Raw genomic sequence first — 24,808 nt, forward strand, 5'->3', positions numbered from 1 at the left:
TTACTCCTTTGGCCTGTTGTCAACTACTCGACGGGCTTTGCCCTGGCTGCGCTCGACACTGCCCGGAGCGCCAACGTTCACCGATGCGCCGATCCCTATGGTGTCTTTAATCTTCTTGGACAAGGCCCCGGCAATACCTTCGCGCATGTCCTCTGGCGCGCCGGTTTCAACGCGTACTGTCATATCGTCCATCCGGCCCGTGCGGGTAAGCTCTATCTGGAAATGCGGCGCCAGATCCGGGGCTGCCAGAACAAGCTCTTCAATCTGGGTCGGAAAGACGTTCACGCCCCTCAAGATGATCATGTCATCGGATCGGCCGGTGATTTTCTCCATTCTACGCATTGATCGCGCCGTTCCCGGCAAAAGCCGCGTCAGATCGCGAGTGCGATAGCGGATCATTGGCATGCCCTCTTTGGTCAGGGTCGTAAAGACCAGCTCACCCAGCTCGCCATCTGGCAGCACTTCACCCGTCTCCGGGTCAATGATTTCCGGGTAGAAGTGGTCCTCCCAGATATACAGCCCGTCCTTGGTCTCGACGCACTCATTTGCAACGCCTGGCCCCATGATTTCGGACAGGCCATAGATGTCGACTGCATGCATGTCGAAAGCATCCTCAACCTCTGCCCTCATTGCGTTCGTCCAGGGTTCGGCGCCAAAGATTCCCACATCCAACGAGGTATCGCGGGGATCAATACCAGCCGTGTGAAACTGCTCCAGTATGTTCAGCATATAAGACGGAGTGACCATGATGGTGCTGGGCTTGAAGTCCTGTATCAGCATAATTTGGCGTTCTGTCATACCGCCAGAAACCGGAACAACCGTGCAGTTCAGACGCTCGGCCCCGTAATGCGCGCCCAACCCCCCTGTGAACAGGCCATAGCCATAGGCGATGTGCACTATTTCTCCTGGTTTGGTACCGCTGGCCCGCATGGATCGCGCCACAAGTCCGGCCCAGTTATCAATATCTTTCGGCGTATAGCCCACCACCGTCGGTTTACCCGTCGTCCCGGATGATGCATGGACCCGCACGATTTCTTCCCGAGGAACAGCGAAAAGCCCAAATGGATAGTTGGCACGCAGATCGTCTTTGTGAGTAAACGGGAATTTCGACAGGTCGCTTAGAGATCGCAGATCATCCGGATGGACCCCCGCCGCGTCGAACCGTTGGCGATACATCGGAACGTTTTCGTAAGCGTGGTGCAGAGACCATCTCAGACGGTCCAACTGCAGGCTTCTAATTTCGTCGATGGAAGCAATCTCTATCGGATCAAGCGTGTTTCGGGCCGGTGTTAGGTCTTTCATGAACTCCTCCGCTATTCCTCGAACACGTGACCGCGCACCGCCCGAGAGCAACCGCGAAACACTGCTACAACTGTGTTCGTCTGATTGACCACGGTCACATCATAGATTCCGCTCCGCCCAGTCAGGCTGACCTCGGTCGCTGTTGCGGTCAGGCGATCGCCCAACTGACCGGGCGCGATGTAGGAAATTGAGTTGTGTTGCGCGACCGTCGATTGGTTCCGGCTGTTGCAGGCAAACGCGAATGCACTATCGGCCAGCATATAGATCACGCCTCCATGACAAATGCTGTGCCCGTTGGTGTGGTGCTTTTCTACTGTCAGCGTCAGAACCGCCTGCCCTTCATCCACTGCTTCGATCCGCATTCCCACCCAAGGGCTTGCCTGATCGTTACCCCACATCGTTCGGGCCGCCTGTTCCGCACGTTCCTTGGGCGTCATAACTGTACCCTTGGGCTTTTGGCCGTATCCGTGACCACTACGATACCACACGCCAAGGCGATGATCGTCTTGTCCTGATAGCCAAGCTGTTTACGGCATAGGCGTCTGGTGCAATGCGCTGCTGCCTCGCCTCACAGATCAAAACGTTTTGCGCAACATTCGCGCAATTCAAGGCATCACGAAAGGTACGGTGCATTTCATTGGTCAAATTGCTCATCTGATCAGGTCGATTCACTGTGAACCCGTCCCAACCTGCGTGTCGCGTGGCAAGCACTGTATACTCCTTGATCTTAAGCAACCTTCAATTTAAACATTTCATAAACCGTCCGGTTGGTCAATTAATGAACGACACCATTGTAGAGGTCCCGAAATGGCAGTTCAGAACGTTGAAAGTTATGTAGCCGGTCAATGGATTGGCTGTGACAGCGCCGCGCGGGATATCCATTCCGCGGTGACCGGAGATTTGATTGCACGGGCAGGCAACAGTGCTTTGGACACCGAAGCCATGCTGAAATATGCGCGTGCCAAAGGCGGTTCGGCGTTGAGGGCCATGACTTTCCATGATCGAGCCCGCATGCTGAAGGCACTTGCGCTGCATTTGGGCCAGCACAAAAAGGCACTTTATGACGCCTCTTTCGCGACCGGGTCTACGCACAAGGACCACCTGATCGACATTGATGGGGGGATCGGCACGTTGCTGGTCTTTGCCAGCAAAGGTCGGCGTGAGATGCCAGATGATACGATCTATCTGGACGGCAATATCGAGCAACTGTCCCGCAGTGGAACCTTTTTGGGGCAACATATCTGCACCTCGTTGACGGGCGCCGCTGTCCACATCAATGCGTTCAATTTTCCGGTCTGGGGCATGCTGGAAAAGCTTGCGCCCACCTTACTGGCCGGGGTGCCGGCAATCGTCAAACCGGCGACAGCCACCTGTTACGTAACCGAGTTATGTGTTCGCATCATGCTCGAAAGCGGCTTGTTGCCAGATGGTGCAGTACAGCTGATCTCGGGCGATATTGGTGCGCTGCTAGACCACGTCGGATCGCAAGATGTGGTCAGCTTTACCGGCTCGGCGCAAACGGCTCTTGAACTGCGTAGCACACCGAGCATTTTGAATTACGCAACCCGTTTTATTGCCGAGCAAGACAGCCTGAATGCCTCAATTCTCGGACCCGATGCGGAAGTAGGCACGCCCGAATTCGACCTATTCATCAAGGAAATTACCCGCGAGATGACGGCAAAGGCTGGGCAGAAATGCACTGCCATTCGTCGGATTATTGTGCCTGAACCACAGGTCGAAGCGGTGATTACAGCGTTGCGGAAAACCCTTGAGCGGACAATTATAGGCGATCCCTCGGACACGGCGACGCAGATGGGGCCGCTGGTCTCTCAGGCGCAACGCCGGGACGTTTTGCAGAAGGCCGCCCTGATCGAGCAGGATGCGACTCGCGTTTTTGGCCACCCAGAAAAGTTTCAGGTTTCGGGTGCGGACCGCGAAAAAGGCGCGTTCGTGCCACCCATGCTGTTTTATTGCGAGACCCCAGATACAGCGCAATACGTTCATGATGTCGAAGCCTTTGGGCCGGTTTCGACCGTCATGCCTTACCACGATCTTGATCATGCCATTCGCCTGACCAACAAGGGCAAAGGCAGCCTTGTTGCCTCGGTCATCACCAACGACGGCGACTTTGCCCGACAAGCCGCCTTGGGTGCGGGCGCGTTTCACGGTCGACTGTACTTCAACAACCGGCAATCTATGAACGAAAGCACGGGCCATGGCTCTCCGCTGCCGCACATGGTGCATGGTGGCCCAGGACGCGCGGGCGGCGGCGAAGAGCTGGGAGGCGTTCGGGGCGTACTGCACTACATGCAGCGCACTGCGGTTCAGGGCAGCCCCGATATTCTGACGCGGATTAACCGAAAATGGACGGCCGGCTCATCAGAGGTCACCCGCGATGCACACCCCTTTACCCGCACCTTCCATGAACTAGAAATAGGTGAGACGTTACACACCGCGTCCCGAGTAATCTCTTTGGCCGACATTGAAACTTTCGCACATTTTACCGGCGACACATTCTATGCGCATATGGACGAAGCTGCCGCAAAGCGGAACCCGTTTTTCCCGGGACGGGTGGCACATGGGTATCTGTTACTCAGCTTCGCTGCGGGGTTGTTCGTGCAACCAGATGAAGGGCCAGTTCTGGCGAATACCGGGCTCGACAATCTGAGGTTCCTTAAGCCCGTACAAGCCGGAGACAGCATTCAAGTTCATCTGACGGTCAAGCAGAAAACTCCGCGCAACCAAGACTATGGAGAGGTTCGCTGGCATGTGACACTGACAAACCAGAATGGCGACCGGGCAGCCGAGTACGAACTTCTGACAATGAATGCATATTCCCGAGGTTGAGCATCGGTTTTCCGTGGCCACACAAGACATTGGCATGATATCCAATAGGGCAGCCTGCGAACCGGCCATTTGGAAACCTAGATTTGAATTCAGCCGAAAAACTGATTGAAGAACTTGTTGCGCTAGAACCGATCAAGACCTGGTCGCTGATCGTTACCCTTTTCGGTGACATGAATGGCAAAGAAATTACAGGCAAAGACTTGGGGCTGCTACTTGGTCGTGTTGGGATCAAAACCGAAGCCATGCGTGTCGCCTTGCACCGCCTTAGAAAAGACGGCTGGATCGAGTCAACAAAATCGGGGCGCGAAGTTACCTATCGCCTTTCTTCACATGGCCTATCAGAAACCCGGGCCGCCTATGAGGATGTATATCGTCAAGACGCCAAATACCCCGAAGGCTGGGTAACCTGCTGGGTTCGTCAAGGATTCGCAGCGCCACCCTTATCGATTCCAATCGACAAAGCGCTGGTTCTGATGCCCGCCTCAGCTGCTGCCAAAGCCGAAAACGTCGTGACGCTAAAGTTTGATGACTACCCTCCGCCCGAGTGGTTCTCGAGCGGTCTTGTGCAGGACAATGTTCTACGTCAGGCGTCGCGCATCTTTGACCTTGCAGCTTCTGCCGAAATTCATCGCATGCAATCCTTGCCCCAAGCTGCGATACGACTGATGCTTTTGCACCACTGGCGGAAAATGGCACTGCGCCCTGCAGTATGGGCCCATATTTCCCTAAACCCAAAAGGACCGCTGGCACTGTGCCACGGCAGGGTCACCGATCTACTGTCCGCGTTGCCCAACTTGTCGCCCGAACGATTTTCCCGATAACTCACGTTCCAATCTGAGTGTCTCCGCTAACTGTAACCGGGTCTTGATTGGTATTTCATCGCCGGTTAGGCCATGTTTTACCGATCAGTTAGGATTTGGATGCACAGTTGGTTCTCATCGAAGGTAGCCGCGTGACACACATGGGACGATCAATCTTGCGCACTGCGCTTGTGGCGATACTGTCGCTGGGTTCAGTGCCTGCGCTGGCGCAACCCGACATTTTGGTGCTGGGCGACAGTCAGATCTCTTTTGGGGCAGGAAAGGAATACACCCGGTTCTTCCAAGACTTGCCACAACGCTGCAATATGACAGCAGAACGCACTCGGTTGCTGGAAAAGCTTGGCGCGCGTCAAACGGCTGCGATCGGTGTACGATCCACCTCGTTACAATCTTGGACATCCGTCAGCGGGCCGACACGCGGTGCAATCTGCGATGTAGACAAGAAATTTGGTGTTAACGCTGGTGCCTATGGGATCGATGGAAACCCTGATCGTGTTTTCATCCAGATCGGAAAAGGTCCATCTTATCAGTTCTGCAAACCCAAACAGACCGCGTTTGAGGCTATGTTTGCCGAAAACTACTATGATCCCGGTTTGTTGGTCCTGACTTTTCTGGGCAACTCGGCCGATCGCTGGGCAAACTCACCAGAAGCGGTCGCACAGGATGTGTCCAAGACTCTGGAACAGGTACCCAAGGACATGCCTTGCGTCTTTATCTCAAGCGCGCCGGTCTACCTGAAAAAAACAAACGACAAGCGGATGAAAGCTCAAACGGCCATTGCCCGGGCGTTCGAGCGTGCCGATGCCCAGTGTATTGCCGTGGAAGGGTTTAATGCAAAGACGCGCGCGGCCATTGAGGGCAAACCAAAATATTTTCGCCGCAACGAAGCCGGTCGTGTCAAAGATCCGCATCATCCAAGTCCGGCTGCAATTCGCCAGTTTTTGAAGATCAACACGGTCGATTTCTGCGATGCGATCTTCGAAGCCCTGAAATAGAGAAACCGCATAAGGGGGAAACATGCAGTTTCTGAACAAATCCGCGGGCATGGCCATTGCCCTTCTTTTGCAAGCACTTCCGGTCAGTGCCGAGCCGTTTGACTCGCCTGAAATACTGATCATCGGGGACAGTCAGATATCGTTCGGCTCGGGGCCAGCATTCCTGGAGTTCTTCAGTAATATCAAAACTCATTGCAAACCGAACGCCGAGCAAAAGCAGCATCTTGAGCGACTTGGAAAAATGCGGGTTGGTGTAATCGGTGTGCGCTCCAGCTCTATACCATCGTGGACGGCACGATCTGGCAAGGGTAAGGATACGATCTGCAAGGTTGATCCCAAATGGCGGGTTAATGCGGGGGCTTACGGCTTCGTAAACAAGTCCGGCAATAAATACGTCCAGATTGGCGAAGGGCGCGACTACCAGTTTTGTGCAGCAAACACGTCTCCGCTGGAAGAGATGTTGCGCGACGATTATTACGACCCAAAACTGATCCTGATGTCTTTTCTGGGCAATTCCGCAAAACGCTGGGCCAACAGCCCCGAGGCTGCAATCCGCGATGTTCAAAAGTTGAAAACCCAGCTTCCACCTGACCTGCCCTGCATTTTCATGACCACCGCCCCGGCTTACAAAAAGAAAATCGTAGACTTGAGATTGCGGGCGCAAAAGAACCTAATGGACGCCTTCAAAACATCAGGCTTGCGTTGTTCGTTTGTGCCGGGATCCACGCCGGAAACTGTCGCCGCCAATCAAGGGAACAAAGAGTATTTTCGTCTGAACAAAAAAGGCATGGTGAAAGATCCGTATCATCCGAACGAAGCTGCAGCCAAAAACTTCTTTGCCCTAGAAATGGATCAGATTTGTACGGCGATCTTCACGCAAATTTCGCCGACGAAGGAACAAAGCTGAATCCTAATAGTGCTCTTTAGCGTGACAGTCGAGTCAGCCGAAGGTCAAGAGAAAACATGCCCCGCGACTGGATGGGTCCAGGCTTAGGCGTCCACCGATCGCCTCGGCGGTTGCCGTCACAATATTCAAACCCATACCCGTCCCACCACTGTTTCTCCGCGTGGTGAAAAAGGGTTGCATTATCTTTCCTGCATTCCCATCGCTAACCCCCGTTCCGTTGTCCGCAACGCGCAGGGTGGTCGCATCGTTGCGTTGACCTGCTGTCAGAACGATTTCGTTGGCGTCGTGTTGCTGTGCATTTTCAAGCAAATGCGTCAGTATAATCCTTAGCGTTTCTTCAGCCACGGGCAGAGGGAGATCTCCGTTTTCGACTTGCACCGAAAGGTTGGGAAAGGTCTCGGTCACGAAGGGAACGACATCATCCAGACGACAACTTCCGGTCAAAGCACTTTGATCGGCAAGGCTGAACGCACGCATATGGGCCAGCAAGTCCTCCATACGCTTGCCGCCTTTATCTACGGTATCCAGCAGCTTGTTCCGTTGTTCCACAGGCAAGCTGTTGTCCCGCAGCAGCTCGGTTGCACCTTTGAGGGCAGTCAGAGGAGACTTCAACTCGTGCGTGACATGGGCGGTATAGGTTTTTAGCGCGTCTTGTTTGTTTTGCAGACGTGTGGTGAGAGACTGAAAGCTCTGACTCAGCTCCTCAATTTCGCGGGTTCCTAAATGCTCTGGTGGCTCCCACGCGTCAACGCCATAGCCTGCCGATTGCGTCCTTTCTATCAAAAGGCGGATGGGCCGTGTGATAAAGCGCCAGAACACAAACCCGATCAACGCAGTGGACAAAGCCACGAATACGGCCGCTTTGGCCAAGTTAAAACGCTCGCCATAAAGAAATCGGAAGATATGGTTTGGGGTCCGGCTCAGATAGACAGCCCCGATCTGCGCCTCTTCTACGAACACCGGCATCGCAACAAACACGCGAACACGGGCTGCCCTGCTGAGTGTATAGACCGCAGGCGTTCTGTCCTCGCGCAGACGCGTTCGAGCGACCGACGCGATGTTCCCCTGCATAGCTTCCTGTACTTCGGCCACCTGCCCCAGATTCTCTCCGAGTTCGGCGGTTCCGGCGAAGACATTTCCGAACGTATCCAGAAACCGATACCCCACCAGCGTTTGCGTCTGTGCTCCAGCCGCGATCCGCGATAAAGGAGCCGCTATTTGCTTATAAACGCGGCCGGGGTCCAGTTGCATTGCCTGCGCATCGGGGCGCGGAGGCAAAACTGTTTCCCGGTTTACAGACAATGCTGGAAAGACTGCCCGATCGACCGAAATTGCGCCGCGCTTGGGCGGATCAAGCCCTGCTGCCTCAGCATATAGCTCGGAATAGGTCGCCGAGAGGACAGCAGCTTGTGTCAGCAGGCTTTCTTCGGTTTGCTGGACCAACTGGCTGTCGTAAAATCGGAACAATGCCAGCCCAGCAAACGGCAGACAAAGAACAATCCCCAGAACAAGCAAGACAACAGTCCAAAGCTTGGGACGTTTTCTAGGCTTTACCCCGCCTTGCATGGTCCCATCCTCAGGCCAACACCATGCACGGTGACAATTCCGTCGGTGCAGCCGGCTTGTGACAGCTTGGCGCGAATATTGCGAATATGACTGTCTATTGTTCGGTCCGACACGTGGATGTTGTAGCCGTACAGCGCATCCACCAACTGAGGTCGGGACATAACGTGATCCGGTCGAGACATCAAAGTTGCCAACAACCGAAGCTCTGATCCTGTCAATACTACCTGCTCTGCGCCGTACAGGCACGAATGGCGCCGCGCATCCAGAGTCAGCTTCCCTTGCACGAGGACTTGTTCCGCCGGGGTGGCTGGCGGGACGCTGCGTTTGAGGATGGCTTTGATACGTGCCACCAGTTCGCGCGGGGAAAAGGGTTTGGTCAGATAGTCGTCTGCTCCGATCTCAAGCCCGACGACCCGGTCAACCTCATCATCCCGAGCTGTAAGAAACAGGATCGGGACATCCGAGGACTTGCGAATTTCGCGACACACTTCAAGCCCGTCACGTTCAGGCAGACCGATATCCAATACAATCAGTTCAGGTTGCTCTTGTCGAGCAGCGTCAAGTGCGGCCAAACCGTCACTGGCAAACATCGTCTGAAAACCCGCGTTTTCAACTGCAAACCCTGTCACTTCAAGAATGTCCGGATCGTCGTCGACGATAAGAATACGTGCGGGCATCAAATAGGGTCCTCAGCTCTGATCCTGATAATAGGCTTGGATGCGCCACCTGCGAAAGCCCCATTCTCGCCAGTTGGAAATGGCATCCTGGGACATGAGATAGTCCAGTCTTTTACCGCAAATACGCTCGCCGGTTTTGGCTTCAAAAGCGTGTATGGCAGCGTATGCATCGGGACCTAATCCGCAGATGTAGTAGGTATCGCGAAGCGCCAGATCCTGACCGTGCGTCAGGTTGTAGCCAGCGATCAGGTGCGCGAAATTGACAAAGCAGCAAACATAGACTGTGACGACAACGGTGGCCAGGCACCGTCGCAATAGCCAATCAACTCCCAACCCTCGATGAACTTGAATGACCGTCAGCACCAAGCCGATCAATACAAGGCCCATCCAGATAAAGGCGGCCACGCGCAGATAAGTCAGGGCATATGCCTCAACATATAGCTGCAGGCGGAAGGCTGCGGTCATCACCAAAAAGATATTCTGAGCCAACCAAAGATAAACCAGATTCCGCAAGACCCTATCCTGCGCGATCATGCTGCGTGTCAACAGGACGAATACCCCTGCTAGCAATGCCGTCACGACCAAAGGATAGGCACCGCGATGGGCATAGGAAGCATAAGTCATACCATCAGGCAAGGCGACACCGCCGGTAAAAATCCCGATATCCATACCTGTCTGCACAAAGAACAACAGGTTGAACAAAAACAGCGAATTCCGAACAGAAAGAGGGTTGATCAGAAATGTAACCCGTCCGGGCCCGGCCCTCCGGAAAGAGGGTTTTTGCGCTTCGGAACCCAACCAAGACTTACTAAGGTTCAAACACGCCCAAACTTGAGACCCGATCAGACACCAGAACAAGACGCGCAACCAAAAATCGGCTGTGAACAAATGAGTTGGGTCCAACCCTTGCAGGTAGCCTTCCAGAACTGGGTTTGCGGCGGCCAGCAGTATCAGGAAAATGATGCCCATCATGAAGGGAAGCACGGCCGAAGATGCCTGACGACGAATGCCCTTGCCCATATCTGCCTCAGGCAAATCACGCAGCGCGGCCCAACTCAGCAACAAGTTTCCGATTGTAGGCAATCGCATTGCAACCCTAAAAAACAAGCGTTCGCTCAACGGCAATCCGTAGACCGACCACCCCACGAGCAAAACCAACCCGGCCAGACTAAATAACACCGACAAGAATTGCAGGTCGATGCACAACGGCAAATTGCTCACTAGGGCAAAGCCCATGGCCCCGACCCACTCGCGCCGATTGGTCCGAGGGGTCTTCAAGGCCACTATTGCTGCCGAAAGGATCATCGCAAACACGGCAAGAGAAATTCCAATCGGCTGGTGCCAGAACAGCCAATCTGCCAGTGTCACGAAAACGCCAAGCAAAGGTATCTTGTGCCGCATTCCAAGTGAGGAAAACAGCGATTTATCGCTTTGCGCCCGTGGGGTTATTTGCGCGGATGTTGTCTCTGACATGCTTAGCCACCACGCATCTCGTTTAAGGCTATCCGGCACTCCGTGGATTATCAGCTCCTGCCTCATTACGCGCCTCCTGATTGCGTTTGTTCTTCCCATCAGGTTGACAGACGCAATTGCAGAGCTGGGGCGAGTCCTGAACAGGTTTTGAAAGGCTATTGTGCAGATTTTGCGCACACTTTTGACGAGTCCACCCAGTTGACCAAACGGTCAGACCCAGCGACGGTCGCGTGTCGACCACCAGATACAAACCAACAGTAGGACTTGAATAACTAGGCGTAAGTTCAGCTGCAATTCCGTAGCAAATGGGTAAAGCTCAGGGTTCAATGACATATGAATGTTGGCCGGGGTCACGGCCAATGTCAGTAAAATCAGACAATTCCCAGCGAGTTGGCGGGCCTGCGGCAATAGAATGCCAATCGCCCCCAAGACTTCCAGAACTCCTGACACGTAAACCACCGCCAACGGCCAAGGAACATAAGGTGGCGTAATACTTAGGAAGAACTCTGAAACGACAAAATGCCCGATCCCGCCGCAAAAAAACCATAGGAAAACGAGCAAAAGACCCAAGTAATAAAATCTGACCATGTTCCCCTCAGACACGCAAGCGCATTGGTCGTCGGGAAACCGCCAGGCATTGAGGAACTCCAAGCTGAACCAAGTCGGTTTGAAGCCACGTCGTTGTAGGCTCAAGCTGTTTGCGACAATGGCACATGACCTATTTTCATCGATAAATATCCGCAACCGGAGGCCACAGTAAATTGAACACCGAAACCACTGATCAAACGACGCTTGGCAAAGCTTTTTATCGCATGAAAACCTGACTACCATGCTGCCAAAGCAACCACTACCGCGGGACTGACCAATGAAAGCCGTTCTCTACGAAAATTTCTCGCAGCCTCCTAAGCTGGTCACAATAAGCGACCCCTCACCGGATGCAGATGGTGTTGTGATCCGCGTTGAGGCGTCGGGCGTATGCCGCTCGGACTGGCACGGTTGGATGGGGCATGACGACGATATCGAATTGCCACATGTCCCCGGCCACGAACTGGCCGGCGTTGTGGAAGCCACAGGCGTAAACGTCAAGAAATGGAAACCAGGTGACAGGGTAACAGTCCCCTTTGTCGCAGGCTGCGGCTCTTGCCCGGAATGCTACGCGGGACATCACCAAGTGTGTCTGGATCAACATCAACCCGGCTTTACGTACTGGGGCTCATTCGCCGAATATGTTGCGGTTCATCAGGCCGATCTAAACCTTGTTGCTTTGCCCGAGGGCATGGAATTTGCAACCGCGGCCAGTCTTGGTTGCCGCTTTGCGACGTCGTTTCGCGCTATTGTCGACCAAGGAAAAGTCGGCGCAGGTCAATGGGTCGCAATTCACGGGTGCGGCGGGGTCGGTCTGTCTGCCGTGATGATCGCCAGCGCGGTGGGCGCTCAGGTCATTGCCGTGGATATTGATGACCGAAAGCTTGACCTGGCTCGGAACCTAGGCGCGGTCACCGCAATCAATGGCACCGGGACAGATGTCGCAGCAGAAGTTATCGAATTGACCCGTGGCGGTGCTCATGTCTCGGTTGACGCACTGGGACATCCGGCGACCTGCTTCAATTCCATCCAGAACCTACGACCCCGAGGGAAACATGTGCAGGTTGGGCTTATGCTGGGCGAACAAGCACAACCTCAGGTGCCAATGGCAAAAGTTATCTCGAATGAGCTTGAAATCTTGGGCTCTCACGGAATGCAGGCCCATCGGTACGGCGCGATGTTGGACATGATCGCTTGTGGCAAGCTAGCGCCAGAAAAACTGGTAGGCAAATCGATCAACCTGTCTCAGGCGCCGCAGGCCTTGATGGAAATGGATCGCTTTCAATCCATCGGCGCGACAGTAATCACTGATTTCGACCGTTAACGCGACTAGCTCTTGTCGATAAAAACGGATTGCTATCACCAAGATTCTTGTGTGATCAGATAGATATAGGCCATAGTCTTGCTCAACCCGGTTACGAACGCAGTGGAACCGAGTGGGAGGAGTTTTGAAAGAAAGGCATTATACAGCCGCAAAACTGAATGCGGCGCTTCGGGTATTGGATCGCTATCAGATTCAATCTGATTGTGTTTTCGAACGAACAGATATCGACCGAACTCGCTTAAAAGACACAGAGTATCGTGTCTCGCTGCGTCAGATCATCGATGTGCTGAATAATATCGCGCAGCAGCGCTGGCACCCCGAATTACCTTACGATATCGGAAGAAACCTCCATATCTCGGATTATGGGCTTTATGGATATGCTGTTCTAAGCAGCACAAGATACCGGGATACTGTAGATTTCGCGCAGAGGTTTCACTATCTTGCGGCGCCTACAGCCGAAATGTCCTTTGACTTTGATAAGGACAACCCCGGTTGGGAATTTGAACCGGTCTCGGTGATCGAACAATCGCCTGACTTCTATGCCTTTCTGACCAATCTGCAGGCCGGAATATTTGCCTCACTGCATCAGGACGTGATTGGTCAGGATTTCCAGTGCAATTTGCTTGAGTTGCGATACCCTAGGGACAGTTATTACACCATTCCGGCACACGCCGCAGATGCCATCAAATTCTCGGCTGAGAAGAACCGGTACAGTGTTCCACCCAAATGGATGGACCAAAGACTGGAACTGGGAAACCGGATGACTTTTCAGCAAATCGTCCAGATTTGCGAACAAGAGTTGTCCGAATTGCTCAGCCGCGATGAGGGGCGCGTGTCTGGAGAAGTTCGAAAAGCGCTTGTTCAAAGCCTCTCTTTTGGGGCCAATATGGAACTGATTTCACGTCAGATTGGATTGACTAGCCGAACCCTGCGCCGCCATCTGAAACGAGAAAACACGACGTTCAGCGATATCGTCGATTCCACGCGGTCTGAACTAGCACTTCGGTATCTTCGGGATGCCGAACTCAGCACACAGGAAATCGCCTATGTGCTAGGTTTCTCAGATTCTGCCAGCTTCGCGCGCACCTTCAGAAGGTGGACAGGAAAAACACCGAAACACTATAGGGTCGGTTTCTGAAGGCGGAATCTGACGCTACGTTGTCCTCGATTGTCAATCTTATGACCCGATGTGGGGTTTACGCACTGGGGTCGACTGGCAATATTTTCCACTAAGTCGAAACATCCGCAGATCAGTCTTTCTGTTGGGTATCGAGTTGTTGCTGGCTAGGAGAGAGGCTGGGGCATCCGAGAAACGGCCGGAGGATAACTATGTAATTGCTACGAACAAAACCTCATCCAACAAATTGGCTTGGCTTTAAGAGTTTGTTCTTGCCGGGAAATCCCGAGTGGCGGGCGCACCCTGGTCCGAACCGGATCAGCTTATGCACTAATCCTCGCGCCACATATAACCCGCAAAAGAGCAGGTAAACTGGAAGGAAATCTATGCAGTTCGATTACGTCATAGTAGGTGGCGGCTCCGCCGGGTCGGTTCTTGCCGCACGCCTTAGCGAAGATCCGAAAGTTTCGGTTTGCCTGCTCGAAGCCGGCGGGGGTGGCAACGATATATTCGTACGTATGCCTATGGCGGTCGCAGCCATGGTCCCAAGCAAGCCGATAAAGATCAACAATTGGAGCTTTGAAACGGTCGAACAACCCGGCTTGAACGGGCGCAAAGGCTATCAGCCGCGCGGGAAGTGTCTGGGCGGGTCCAGTGCGATCAATGCCATGCTTTATGTCCGCGGCCAACGAGAGGATTACGATGCTTGGGCCGATCTGGGCTGCGAAGGATGGGATTGGGACAGTGTGTTGCCCTATTTCCGAAAAGCCGAAAGCAATGAACGCGGCGAAGATGACATGCATGGCGGCAGCGGACCGCTGCAGGTGTGTGACCAGAAATCCATCCATGTTTTATCTGAAGCCTTTGTTGATGCCGCCACGCAGTTGCAACATCGCAGAACTCGCGATTTCAACACGGGCGACAACGAAGGGGTTGGATTTTATCAGGTCACACAATTCTTTGAAAAAGACAAAAACGGTGAACGCTGCTCGGCGGCCGCGGGCTATGTGTTTCCCAATGCCGACAGACCCAACCTTACGATTGTGACCCGCGCTCATGCACGTCGCGTCACCTTTGAGGGGAAACGTGCCACAGGCGTGATTTATCAACACAAAGGCCAAGACATTACGGTTACCGCAAAACATGAAGTCTTACTTTGTGGGGGGGCCTTTCAGTCGCCGCAACTGTTGCAACTGTCTGGGATCGGTAATGGTGCAGATCTGTCCAAGTTGGGCATTCAGGTCAGACATGATCTACCGGGCGTCGGCCAGAATTTGCAGGACCACCTGGATTTTATTCTTGGCTACAAGACCAATCGGCACGACAACCTTGGGATCAGTTTGAGAGGCGGTATCCACATCGTCCGCGAAATCCTGCGGTGGCGCAAAGACGGAGTTTCTCTTGCCGCGTCACCCGTTGCCGAAGCTGGCGCATTCTTAAAGACCGATCCGGCGCTGGACCGGCCGGATATTCAGTTTCACTTTGTGCCAGCCTTACTCGACGACCACGGGCGCAAACAACATCTGGGACACGGCTACAGCTGTCACGTCTGCCAAGTACGACCGTACAGCCGCGGCTCGGTCTTTTTGCATAGCACGAACGAGCTGGCTGCACCGGGTATTGATCCATCTTTCCTGTCCGATCCTCGCGACATAAAAGTCATGGTCAAAGGCGCGAAGATGATGCGCGACGTCCTTGAGACAGAAACTATGACCCAACACCGAAAAAAAGAGATGTTCGGATCTGATAAATTGAGGACTGATGAAGATTGGGAAAACCACATCCGGTCTCGCGCAGACTCAATCTATCACCCCGTCGGCACTTGTAAAATGGGCGTGGATGAGATGTCGGTCGTTGACCCTGAACTACGCGTGCATGGGATTCAGGGGTTACGTGTAGTTGACGCTTCGGTCATGCCCAATCTGGTGTCCGGGAACACCAACGCCCCTACGATTATGATCGCCGAGCGCGCCTCGGATCTGATTAAGGCTGCCCGCGCAGCCTGATATCTGAGTCCAAAAGGCACTGGTCGAAACGCGGACCTGTGCCGGAACTCACTCGTGCATAATTCTAACGCTGAACCGAGACTTTCACGTCATAGGCCGTCTTGAATATCTCTGGCATTCGTGTGGGGCGACCGGTGCTCAGTTTGGTGCATACGTAGTGGGATTTTGCCCGCAGGATCGTTTTCATGTCTTGCAACCGGATCACCTGAAAAGACCGGCTGGCGCGCAACCGTTGGTCGTTGGCAGAGATCCAGTTGTAAACAACGATCTCATCTCCCAGAAAAGCAGACGCGATGTAGTCGATCTCGTGACGCGCGGCCGCCATGCCGCGGTCTAGCTCCAGGCAGGCACGTTCACCCAACCCCACGGCTCGTGTGTGCTCCCATACTGTCGCGTCCAGCCACTTCAAATAAACGGCATTGTTGACATGGTTAAAGCCATCGAGATCGTCTTTCGTTACGACAAAGCGTTTCCAAAACGCATCAGGACAATCTGACAAGGTCGACAGGTCTTGGTCGTGACGGGCATTCATGAAATAGCCTTTGCGTTCAAATAGGGTTCCAGACTTTTGTGGTAGAACACGTCAGGAAACAAGACCCAGTACCCGATAGTTTTGATACATCTTAGCTAAGCACCTACACGATGCCTTTACCCGCAGTCAAAACGCTGGTTACATCTCGATCACGCGCTGCAATTGCGCGTAGCGATCGCCCAGTTGATGGTCGATCATTACCAATCGTTTGGCATAATGTGATCCCGGGTATTCCCATGTCATTCCGATACCCCCATGCAACTGAATACTTTCTTCGGCGATCATGGTGCCTGCACGTCCAATGAGGTTTTTCGCCATGGCGACGTATTTTTCAGCTTGATCGGTTCCCAGCTTACTGGCCGCCAGAATAGTAATCGACCGACATTGTTCGATCTCGATTGCCATATCTACAGCGCGATGCTGCAACGCCTGAAAGCTGGCGATTGGGCGTCCGAACTGTTTTCGCTGTTTCAAGTATTCCACAGTCATGTCGACAAGAACCTGCATAACGCCAACCGCCTCGGCACAGAGTGCCAGACGGCCCGCATCCAAACTCGCTTTGATGCTCTGGGTTGCGTCTTCGACCAGACAGGTGGCCGGAGTATTGTCCAAAATCAACTCGCCTGCACCGCCACCGTCAATCATGGCATAGTCGATGGTCTCGGGCGTCTCGACCAGAAACAGCCCGATTTCCGCTTCGACACGCGCTGCCACCAGTACGCCATCTGCGCCGGGCAAGCCGTACACCACAGATTTTCGACCGTTCAGAACCCAACCCTCATCAGACTTGTCAGCACTTGCCCGGATCAAAGAAAGACCATCAGCATCCGGCTCGAACACCGCAAAGGCGAACCTTCTGGTGCCCATGATCATCTCATCAACCAACGTCTGCGCCCCGCAATCGGCAGCGACACGCGCGCTCATCAACGCGGCCAGCATCGGCTCGGGGCACAGGCCCCGTCCCAGTTCCTCGAAAACGGTGGCTATATCGAAACCAGTGCCACCGAAACCGCCTTTGTCTTGGGCCACAAAAGCGGCGATCAGGCCCAGTTCTGACAATTCCTCCCATTTCTCAGCAGAATGGTACGGAGCGGACGCAGTCGCTGCGGCCCGGACTTTGAAATCATATTGGTCCGCCAAATAGCGGCGCACAGTATCGGACAGCATCTGGCGGTCTTCGGTCAGGTTGAAATCCATGTGTCAGCCTCCAAAAAGATCTTTGGCGATAATGTTGCGCTGAATCTCGTTTGACCCACCAAAGATCGAAAGCTTGCGGTTGTTGAAGTAACTGGCTGCAGCACGCGCTGCTTCTTCGGGCACGGACAGCACGTTCTCTGGCAACTCATCTGCAGGGAATGGGGCAGCCGCAGACCCAAGCGCTGAACGGGTCAAGCTTAGAATTCGTTGGCGGATCACGGTTCCCTTGATCTTGAGCATCGAGCTTTGTGTTCCGGATGCAGCACCTTCTTTGGCCGCCGACAGCATACGCAGGTTCATAATTCTCAGCGCCTCGAGGTCAATTTCGACCTCGGTCATTTCCGCCGCAAACAACGGATCCTGGGACAATGGCCTGCGCCCCCGAACAAGGGTTTGGGACAGCATTTTCAGCTTATCAAGGTCGCGGGTGGAAAACCCGACACCCGCAATATTTGTCCGCTCATGTGTCAGAAGGTATTTGGCGATGGTCCAACCTTTGTTTTCCTGACCGACCAGATTGGCCACGGGCACATGCACGTCGGTAAAGAACACCTCGTTCACCTCGTATCCGCCTTCCAACAATCGGATCGGACGCAGTTCAACCCCCGGTGTGTCCATATCGACCAGAACGAAGCTGATACCTTCCTGCGGTTTCCCTTCATTCGACGTCCGCACGAGGCAGAAAATCTTGTTGGCATACTGCCCCAGCGTCGTCCATGTTTTCTGCCCGTTGATTACATAGGCGTCACCTTCCCGCACAGCACGGGTCTTGAGGCTAGCAAGGTCGGAGCCCGCGCCGGGCTCGGAATAGCCCTGACACCACCAATCTGAGCCATCCAGAATACGTGGTAAAATTTCAGCTTTTTGGGCTTCGGTTCCGAACTTGATCAGAACCGGCCCTAACATGTTCAGGCCGAAGGGAACTGTACGAGGGGCATTGGCCAGAGCGCATTCTTCCTCGAATATATGGCGCTCGACCGCACCCCACCCGGTGCCGCCATATTCCGAAGGCCACGTCGCGGCCAACCATCCTTTTGCGTTCAGCTTCGCATGCCAATCTTCCATATCCGGCTTGCTTAAAGCTGCAGAATTACGGTTTTTTCGAACAAGATCATCAGACAGGTTATCATCCAGAAACGCGCGTACCTCAGCACGAAACGCTTCTTCTTTTGGGGTAAAATTCAGGTCCATGTTCACGCCCCTTTGTTAAGATCGCCGAAGGCTTTACCCGCTTCAGCCAGTTCGCGAAGCAGGTCTGGAACCTGCCAGTAAAAAGGGTCTTCTCGCGCGTATGCCTCAATGCGTTGCACCAGAACATCCAGCCCCGTCATATCGGCATATTGCAGAGGTCCACCCCATACGCGCGGAAAGCCGTAACCGAATAGAAATACAGCATCTACATCAATGGGACGCAGGGCTATTTTGTCCTCAACGACCCGAGCGGCTTCGGACACCATCGCCGCCATGTATCGGTCGACAATTTCCTGATTGGTAAAGCTGCGCCGAGTGATCCCTTTGGCATCACGTTCAGCCTGCGCAAATTCGGCCACCGCTGGATTAACGCTGCGGGTTTTGCCGTCGTACAAGTAGAACCCTTTACCTGTCTTGCGTCCGAACCAACCCTGTTCGCAAATTCGGTCGGCAATCTCGACATATCGTTCCTGCGACGGACGGAAGGCAGCTTTGCGTTTCCGCGTGGCCCATCCAATATCCAAACCGGCAAGATCCGAGACGGCGAAAGGTCCCATAGCAAAACCGAACTCTTCCAACGCAGTGTCGATTTGATCAAACGGCGCCCCATCAAGATGCATGTAAGACGTTGATTTCAGGTAATGCGCCAGAATTCGGTTTCCGATAAACCCGTCACACACCTCGGCCCGAACCGCATTCTTTCGGAGTTTCTTCGCAAGTTTGAAACAGGTGGCGACCGTCTCGGGCGCGGTTTCTTTACCAACCACAATTTCAAGCAATCGCATGACATGAGCAGGTGAGAAAAAGTGCAAACCGATGACATTCTGAGGCCGCTTGGTCGTTGAAGCGATTTCATTGACATCAAGATAGGAGGTATTGGTGGCAAGGATGGCACCGTGTTTGCAAACCTCATCAAGCTTTCCGAAAACCTCCTGCTTGACCTCCATGGATTCAAAAACAGCCTCGATTACAACGTCCGCATCTGCTAGCGCGGCCATATCCGTGGTACATGTCAATGCGGCCAAGGCCGTGTCCCTTTGCGCCTCGGTCAGTTTGCCGCGCTGGACGGCACCGGCAAGATTTTTGGTGATCGTATTGCGAGCGAAATCCACACGGTCCTTTTCCATCTCAACCAGCGTAACGGGCATCCCGGCCAGAAGCATCGCCGTAGCAATGCCCGAGCCCATGGTACCACCCCCAATCACCCCGCCCGAGGTCAGCTCTCTTGCTTCGGCCTTGGCTTCGGGAATATGGGCAACTGCCCTTTCCGCGAAGAAAGCATGCTTCAGCCCTTTGTGTGCGTTGCTACCCATCGCTTCCACGAAAAGCTCACGTTCAATCTTTAGACCTTCGGCGAGCGGTAGGTTACTTGCTTCAGCAGCCTTTAAGGCGCGTTCAGCGACCTCACCGGTGATCTTGCCGCGAAAGGCGTCGATTTCATCAGCACTGAGGCGATTGTCCTGATCGGCAGTTGCGCGGGTTTTCAGGGTGCCGTCCAACACCTTTTGCCCTGCAGCCAACGCTACCGCTTCGGGATCACCCTCTTGCAGATCATCCAGCAACCCTGCATCCAGTGCGACGTTTGCTGATACCGGTTTACCAGAGGTGATCATTGTAAGCGCCGTTTGCCCATCAACCAGGCGCGGAAGGCGTTGCGTTCCGCCCGCACCGGGCAACAGGCCGAGGTTAACTTCCGGTAGGCCCAGTCGAAGACCCTTTATGCCGACCCGCGCGTGACAGCTAAGCGCGATCTCAAGGCCTCCACCCAGTGTTGTTCCATGCAGAACGCATACAATAGGCTTGGCGCTGGCTTCCAGTATCTCACACACTTCGGGCAAAACCGGCTGTTTCGGCGGCTGGCCGAACTCGCGAATATCAGCACCGGCGACAAAAGTCCGCCCCGCAGCATAAAGTACTATAACGCGAACGGTTTCGTCCCCGGCCAGATCACGGACAGCGTTCACCAGCCCGATACGCACACTATACCCCGCCGCGTTGACCGGCGGATTGTCGATTTTTACGAGCGCTAGGCCATTTTCTTTGCGTATTTCAACTGACGCCATGGGTTCCTCCTGATTTCACTCGCATACGCCCAAATCCTTCGTTGCCTTGTGTGCTGTCATCGCGAGGTGTCAGCCCTAAACTTCTGCTGCATTCTGTTAGCACCCACAAAACAAGTTTTGGAGTTTCGGCACCAGAGGGTTTCTCGTCAGTCACTGATTAAGAAATGAAAAGCAGCGCGGCCAAATGCAGGAAAGAACCCGTTTTAACTGTGACCGGATTCAATACACCCCCAGCTGCTCCAGCGATAGCCGAAGCAGAGTAGGCAATCTGATCCGCGCAAAGCGCCTTGGGATAGTCCGGAAACAGGGCCTATGATCGTTCGATTTCATCCTTTTGCGGGCCAGTCAAAGAAGGGCCCGCAAACGTGAATTGGCTTCAAAAGCGCCAGCGTGCGCCCAAGACGACTGTGGACAGGTCATCAAACTCATCGGATGAGTCGTCATAGGCATAATCCTGGTACGAGAAGTAAGCTTCCATATTGTACTGGTCGATTTTTTGGACGACACCAATGCCCCAGACCTCAGAATCCGAACCATCCGCGTTAAAATCTGAGCCGTCCCAGTAATGAAGCCCGACACCGGTTTTACCAAAGTTGAACCAGTCGCCCTCGTAGCCGATTTTGAGATAGTAAAAACTGGGATCTGCCGAGGCATCATCGTCCACATCCCTCTCACCGATGGCGACCGCGAAGCTTAAGCCGTTATCCAACAGAACCGAGGCCGATCCAACAACGTCCTCACGCTTTTCGCTTTCACTGCCGCCTGCACCGCTGTTGCCGGATCCACGTACCTGATAGGCTAGTCCGGCAGCAACTTCGACACCGTTGGCAAACGTGTTTTGGTAGTAGGCTGCAAAGTCATAATAGTCGCGGTCATCGTTGAAATCTTCTTCCAACACGTTCTGGCCATAAGACAGACTGAACGAAAACCCATTAAACGACGGCGTGTCATAGCGCACCCGTGTGCGCCGCGCGCCATCAAAGTTATCGGTTGTTCCAGAGACCGTCGGCCCACTCAGAATGCCGCCATCGTCACGGAACAGGAAGGATGCGTTTGAATCCGCGGTGAACGAATACAAGACCAGAGCAACCAGCGACAAATCCTGTTCGGCGACACCGTCAGCGGCCATGCTGCCCTGCCCGGCCGAGAAAGTGCCCCAGTCTCCCTCTAGGGACAAATCTACATGCCGAATGTCTTCGCGTGTCCAGCCGCTAAAGTCGTTGCCGTTCTGATCCGTTTCGGTCGAATTTGGCAAACCTAGTGCAGTTTCAAAGCGGAACCGGAACGTGTTGGCGCCATAGGGTTGCTCGAGCCGTAGTCCAACACGGCTGTTGGAGGCGTCAAAGTCGCGAACATTGGTTTCGGTCTCTTCTCCGTCATCAACCGAGATGATAGCGGGGTTCAACTGTCCATACAGCACAACAAATCCGCCCGAGTTGTTGTCGTACTTTAACTCGGCCGCAGCCGGCAGTGCAAAACCCAGAGCCAGAACGGCAGCCGAAGATATCAATCTGGTTTTCTGTGTCATCTGTCATTCCCTCATTTTTAAATATCGCAACGCACCGGATCATCTCTGCGTTTATTGTCCGGTCAGTGTCAGAAAAAGGTGCGCAGCGGATGTGCAGATATGTCTTGTCTGAATTTCGGCTCCTCCGTGTTTCAATGAAACACCGCGCCTGCTTCAGAACTCCACTCGTTGCCGAAGCCACAGAGTTCCTGATACAGGCAACAGCTTAAATGCCGTGGCCCATTGCGCTGCTCCTATGGGAATTTCCTCAGAGTCCCAACGGGCGACCGCATATTATATGCCTTCAAGTATTTACGTATTATGTTTTTTAGTTTCGTTTTGAGATAAGCTAACCCAAGCGCTTCCGGTGTGTCACGTGATTTTTCGACACGCCACGTCAGAGAAAATCGGACTTTGAAAACAGGCGACCGCTCGCCATGACCAGACATTCCCCCGAGCTAGGCAGCCGGGGGTTTTCGTGGCCCGCTTTTTCCGTGTAAACGCAAGACATGATCAGGAAGAATCCCGTCGGGACACACATACTATTGGACCATCATGGCGGGTCGAGGCTGACGGACTCCTCGTATCTAGAGAGCGCGCTGAAATCTGCGGCCCACGCTGCAGGGGCGAAAATCCTTTCAAGCAGCTTTCACACTTTCGGAGGCCATGGCGGCATTACGGGCGTTTTGTTGCTGGCTGAGTCTCACATCTCGATTCACACGTGGCCCGAGAAATCTTATGCCGCGATCGACATTTTTATGTGCGGGGGCACCTATCCCGAACGCGCCGTGGACTGCCTTGCAGAATTGCTGCACCCCGAGAGTGTGGACATCACTCGTATTCACCGAGGCGCCTTAACGGAACCAGAAATCCCACCCGTCCAAATAGTAGCCGACCAAAGCATGTGACTGCAGCGTATTCGGATTAGCCGCGATACGCGCGGTATCGGCTCCGAATACCTGCGTTGCACGCCAAACATCTTCATCAAGATATCGCAACCCCCCCGGCAACAATATCTTTCGGCCTGACAAAGGCGCTGGCGAGGCCAACACAAACCCCCACTCACCGAAACTGGGCACTAGCTGTGATAGGGCAAAACACTTAGCCCCTGCCCCGGTTGCTGAGGATTCCGGCTGGACTCGATCGTTCCAACAACGGACCAAAACGCCTGTCGGGCAAAAAAAGGTGAACCGGCTTGAGTCACAAGCATTCCTTGCGCGCTGAGGCGTTCGACCAGAATGGAATAGAATTGCCTAGTATACAGGCGTGACAAGTTTATGGATTTCGGGTCAGGCAAATCTACAATGATCACATCATAAATCTTGTGATCCTGTTCCAGGAATTTCCACGCATCATTGCTTAGGATAGTTACGCGAGGATCCCTTAATGCAAAATCATTCAAACTCGATAATGCAGGATGATCGCGAAACAACTCGGTGACTCGTGGATCAAGGTCCACCAAAGTGACATTGTGAACATCTGGGTAGCGGAGCACCTCTCTGACGGCCATTCCGTCCCCCCCGCCCAGAACCAGCACCTGAGCCCTGCGCAGTGCCAAAGCCATTGCAGGATGAACCAAAGGTTCGTGATACCGATGTTCGTCAAGGCTGTCGAATTGGATTGAGTGGTCCAGAAACAGCCGCACTCTGTCTCGATACTGCGTAACAGTAACCTGTTGATATGGGGTGTTTTCCGACAGGACTATGTCATCTTCAAACAACTCAGCCTCGGTTATGGAGACCAACCGTTCGGATTGCCATAGGCCCGCAACCGTTGCCAGCATGGCCAACGTCCAGACTGTGACTTGCCTGCGGGTCGCCAGCTCCCGAAACACCAGCAATGACAGCCCCGCCACCGCAAGATTTAACGCGCCGAATGCAAGACTTGCGGACATCAATCCCAAATGCGGAATAACCAATAACGGAAATGCCAGTGAGGCGACCAAAGCCCCCACGTAATCCACGCTCAACACGTTTTCGAAACGGAACTTTAGCGCCCCGATCTCTTCCAACACACGCGCGATCAAGGGCAATTCCATGCCCGACAAGATTCCGATGGCAACCAGTGCCGCGTACAAAGGCAAGGCCACCTGACCTATCCACGCGTAGTTCAGGAACAGAACCGGGGCCATGAAGCCACCGACAATGCCCAACAGAATTTGCGCCCAAACAAACCCCGAAAAAGCATGAGTAACAAAGCGCGACAGCCACGCGCCGACCCCCATTGCCGACAGGAAAATCCCGATAACCAGCGAGAACTGACGCACCGAGTCGCCCAGCAGATAACTGGAAAGAGTTGCGGCAATCAGCTCGTAGATCAGGCTAGCCACGGCCACCAGAAAGGTCGCCGCCAGCAACCAAACCGCCCGTGCCTGAACCGCCGGAGCGGGTGTCATGACAGGATGACAGCTGCGATGATAATTGAGACGGCCACGAATAGCAGACCGATCAGAATTGCCAGCGCAATGTTCTGGTCCTTCTCGATCTCGCGCACGATGGAAAACGGCGTCAGCCAGTCGATCACTTTCCAGACACCCCACATCAACGAGACACCAAGAACAGTGTAGAAGATGGTGCTTAAAATCTCGGCGATCTGAATCGCTGCCAGATATTCCATTGGTTTTCCCTTATTTTACACGACCTGTTCGATAATATCCGCCGCCACTGCTACCGACGCGAACCGAAGTATCCAAATCCCG

21 protein-coding genes are annotated in these 24,808 nt (G+C 53.9%); 8 read left to right on the plus strand and 13 right to left on the minus strand.

The genetic code is table 11. The features are described 5' to 3' along the window. A complete protein-coding gene (gene paaK, locus AC2TAD_RS20040) occupies positions 1-1,302 on the minus strand; it encodes a phenylacetate--CoA ligase PaaK (protein ID WP_480869949.1) in 1,302 nt (433 codons plus the stop codon). 11 nt (positions 1,303-1,313) lie between these two features. Then, a complete protein-coding gene (gene paaI / locus AC2TAD_RS20045; protein WP_480869951.1) occupies positions 1,314-1,739 on the minus strand; it encodes a hydroxyphenylacetyl-CoA thioesterase PaaI in 426 nt (141 codons plus the stop codon). Positions 1,740-2,109: 370 nt separating this feature from the next. Here paaI and paaZ point away from each other — a divergent pair, with 370 nt between their 5' ends. From paaZ to AC2TAD_RS20065, 4 genes are all read left to right on the plus strand, one after another. Next, positions 2,110-4,149, plus strand: coding sequence for a phenylacetic acid degradation bifunctional protein PaaZ (gene paaZ / locus AC2TAD_RS20050; protein WP_480869953.1), 2,040 nt, complete (start codon positions 2,110-2,112; stop codon positions 4,147-4,149). An 83-nt stretch (positions 4,150-4,232) separates the two neighbouring features. Then, entirely contained in the window at positions 4,233-4,970 is a 738-nt protein-coding gene (locus AC2TAD_RS20055) for a hypothetical protein (protein ID WP_480869955.1), read from the plus strand. Between the two features lie 140 nt (positions 4,971-5,110). Further along, positions 5,111-5,965, plus strand: coding sequence for an SGNH/GDSL hydrolase family protein (locus AC2TAD_RS20060; RefSeq protein ID WP_480869957.1), 855 nt, complete (start codon positions 5,111-5,113; stop codon positions 5,963-5,965). A 22-nt stretch (positions 5,966-5,987) separates the two neighbouring features. Next, the gene (locus tag AC2TAD_RS20065; protein ID WP_480869959.1) at positions 5,988-6,872 is read left to right on the plus strand and encodes an SGNH/GDSL hydrolase family protein; all 885 of its coding nucleotides are present in this window, start codon (positions 5,988-5,990) and stop codon (positions 6,870-6,872) included. Between the two features lie 33 nt (positions 6,873-6,905). Here AC2TAD_RS20065 and AC2TAD_RS20070 read toward each other — a convergent pair whose 3' ends face one another. The 4 genes from AC2TAD_RS20070 to AC2TAD_RS20085 all read right to left on the minus strand — a co-directional run bounded on the left by AC2TAD_RS20070 (position 6,906) and on the right by AC2TAD_RS20085 (position 11,176). Continuing rightward, positions 6,906-8,438, minus strand: coding sequence for a sensor histidine kinase (locus AC2TAD_RS20070; RefSeq protein WP_480869961.1), 1,533 nt, complete (start codon positions 8,436-8,438; stop codon positions 6,906-6,908). Next, positions 8,423-9,115, minus strand: a complete 693-nt coding sequence (locus AC2TAD_RS20075; RefSeq protein ID WP_170755928.1) for a response regulator transcription factor — start codon at positions 9,113-9,115, stop codon at positions 8,423-8,425. Before AC2TAD_RS20075 ends, AC2TAD_RS20070 begins: the two co-directional genes overlap by 16 nt. Positions 9,116-9,127: 12 nt before the next feature. Further along, positions 9,128-10,654: a DUF4153 domain-containing protein gene (locus AC2TAD_RS20080; protein ID WP_480869963.1), complete on the minus strand. Its 1,527-nt coding sequence runs from the start codon at positions 10,652-10,654 to the stop codon at positions 9,128-9,130. Positions 10,655-10,798: 144 nt separating this feature from the next. Continuing rightward, complete coding sequence (locus AC2TAD_RS20085) at positions 10,799-11,176, minus strand: DoxX family protein (RefSeq protein WP_480869965.1); 378 nt, start codon at positions 11,174-11,176, stop codon at positions 10,799-10,801. A gap of 277 nt (positions 11,177-11,453) precedes the next feature. Between AC2TAD_RS20085 and AC2TAD_RS20090 the strand changes: the two genes are divergently transcribed. From AC2TAD_RS20090 to AC2TAD_RS20100, 3 genes are all read left to right on the plus strand, one after another. Further along, complete coding sequence (locus AC2TAD_RS20090) at positions 11,454-12,497, plus strand: zinc-dependent alcohol dehydrogenase family protein (RefSeq protein WP_480869967.1); 1,044 nt, start codon at positions 11,454-11,456, stop codon at positions 12,495-12,497. A 124-nt stretch (positions 12,498-12,621) separates the two neighbouring features. Next, entirely contained in the window at positions 12,622-13,635 is a 1,014-nt protein-coding gene (locus AC2TAD_RS20095) for an AraC family transcriptional regulator ligand-binding domain-containing protein (RefSeq protein ID WP_480869969.1), read from the plus strand. Positions 13,636-14,000: 365 nt separating this feature from the next. Then, positions 14,001-15,620: a GMC family oxidoreductase gene (locus tag AC2TAD_RS20100; protein ID WP_480869971.1), complete on the plus strand. Its 1,620-nt coding sequence runs from the start codon at positions 14,001-14,003 to the stop codon at positions 15,618-15,620. A gap of 64 nt (positions 15,621-15,684) precedes the next feature. Here the strand turns inward: AC2TAD_RS20100 and AC2TAD_RS20105 are convergent, their stop codons facing one another. The 5 genes from AC2TAD_RS20105 to AC2TAD_RS20125 all read right to left on the minus strand — a co-directional run bounded on the left by AC2TAD_RS20105 (position 15,685) and on the right by AC2TAD_RS20125 (position 22,131). Further along, complete coding sequence (locus tag AC2TAD_RS20105) at positions 15,685-16,152, minus strand: acyl-CoA thioesterase (protein ID WP_170356457.1); 468 nt, start codon at positions 16,150-16,152, stop codon at positions 15,685-15,687. Between the two features lie 138 nt (positions 16,153-16,290). Next, positions 16,291-17,349 (minus strand): acyl-CoA dehydrogenase family protein, encoded by a 1,059-nt coding sequence (locus AC2TAD_RS20110; protein ID WP_170356458.1) that lies wholly within the window; start codon positions 17,347-17,349, stop codon positions 16,291-16,293. A gap of 3 nt (positions 17,350-17,352) precedes the next feature. Further along, the gene (locus AC2TAD_RS20115) at positions 17,353-18,540 is read right to left on the minus strand and encodes an acyl-CoA dehydrogenase family protein (protein WP_480869974.1); all 1,188 of its coding nucleotides are present in this window, start codon (positions 18,538-18,540) and stop codon (positions 17,353-17,355) included. Positions 18,541-18,542: 2 nt separating this feature from the next. Further along, entirely contained in the window at positions 18,543-20,603 is a 2,061-nt protein-coding gene (locus AC2TAD_RS20120) for a 3-hydroxyacyl-CoA dehydrogenase NAD-binding domain-containing protein (protein WP_480869976.1), read from the minus strand. Positions 20,604-20,979: 376 nt separating this feature from the next. After that, a complete protein-coding gene (locus AC2TAD_RS20125; RefSeq protein ID WP_480869978.1) occupies positions 20,980-22,131 on the minus strand; it encodes a porin in 1,152 nt (383 codons plus the stop codon). Positions 22,132-22,619: 488 nt separating this feature from the next. Here AC2TAD_RS20125 and speD point away from each other — a divergent pair, with 488 nt between their 5' ends. Continuing rightward, on the plus strand, positions 22,620-23,018 hold the full coding sequence (speD, locus tag AC2TAD_RS20130) for an adenosylmethionine decarboxylase (RefSeq protein WP_480869980.1): 399 nt from the start codon (positions 22,620-22,622) through the stop codon (positions 23,016-23,018). A 170-nt stretch (positions 23,019-23,188) separates the two neighbouring features. On the opposite strand, the gene AC2TAD_RS20135 is transcribed toward speD, so the two are convergent. Together AC2TAD_RS20135 and AC2TAD_RS20140 are read right to left on the minus strand one after the other, a co-directional pair. Next, complete coding sequence (locus AC2TAD_RS20135; RefSeq protein ID WP_480869982.1) at positions 23,189-24,505, minus strand: polyamine aminopropyltransferase; 1,317 nt, start codon at positions 24,503-24,505, stop codon at positions 23,189-23,191. Further along, a complete protein-coding gene (locus AC2TAD_RS20140; RefSeq protein ID WP_480869984.1) occupies positions 24,502-24,726 on the minus strand; it encodes a DUF350 domain-containing protein in 225 nt (74 codons plus the stop codon). Before AC2TAD_RS20140 ends, AC2TAD_RS20135 begins: the two co-directional genes overlap by 4 nt. Positions 24,727-24,808: the final 82 nt, after the last annotated feature.

The sequence above is a fragment of the Ruegeria sp. HKCCD7628 genome (assembly GCF_057221005.1).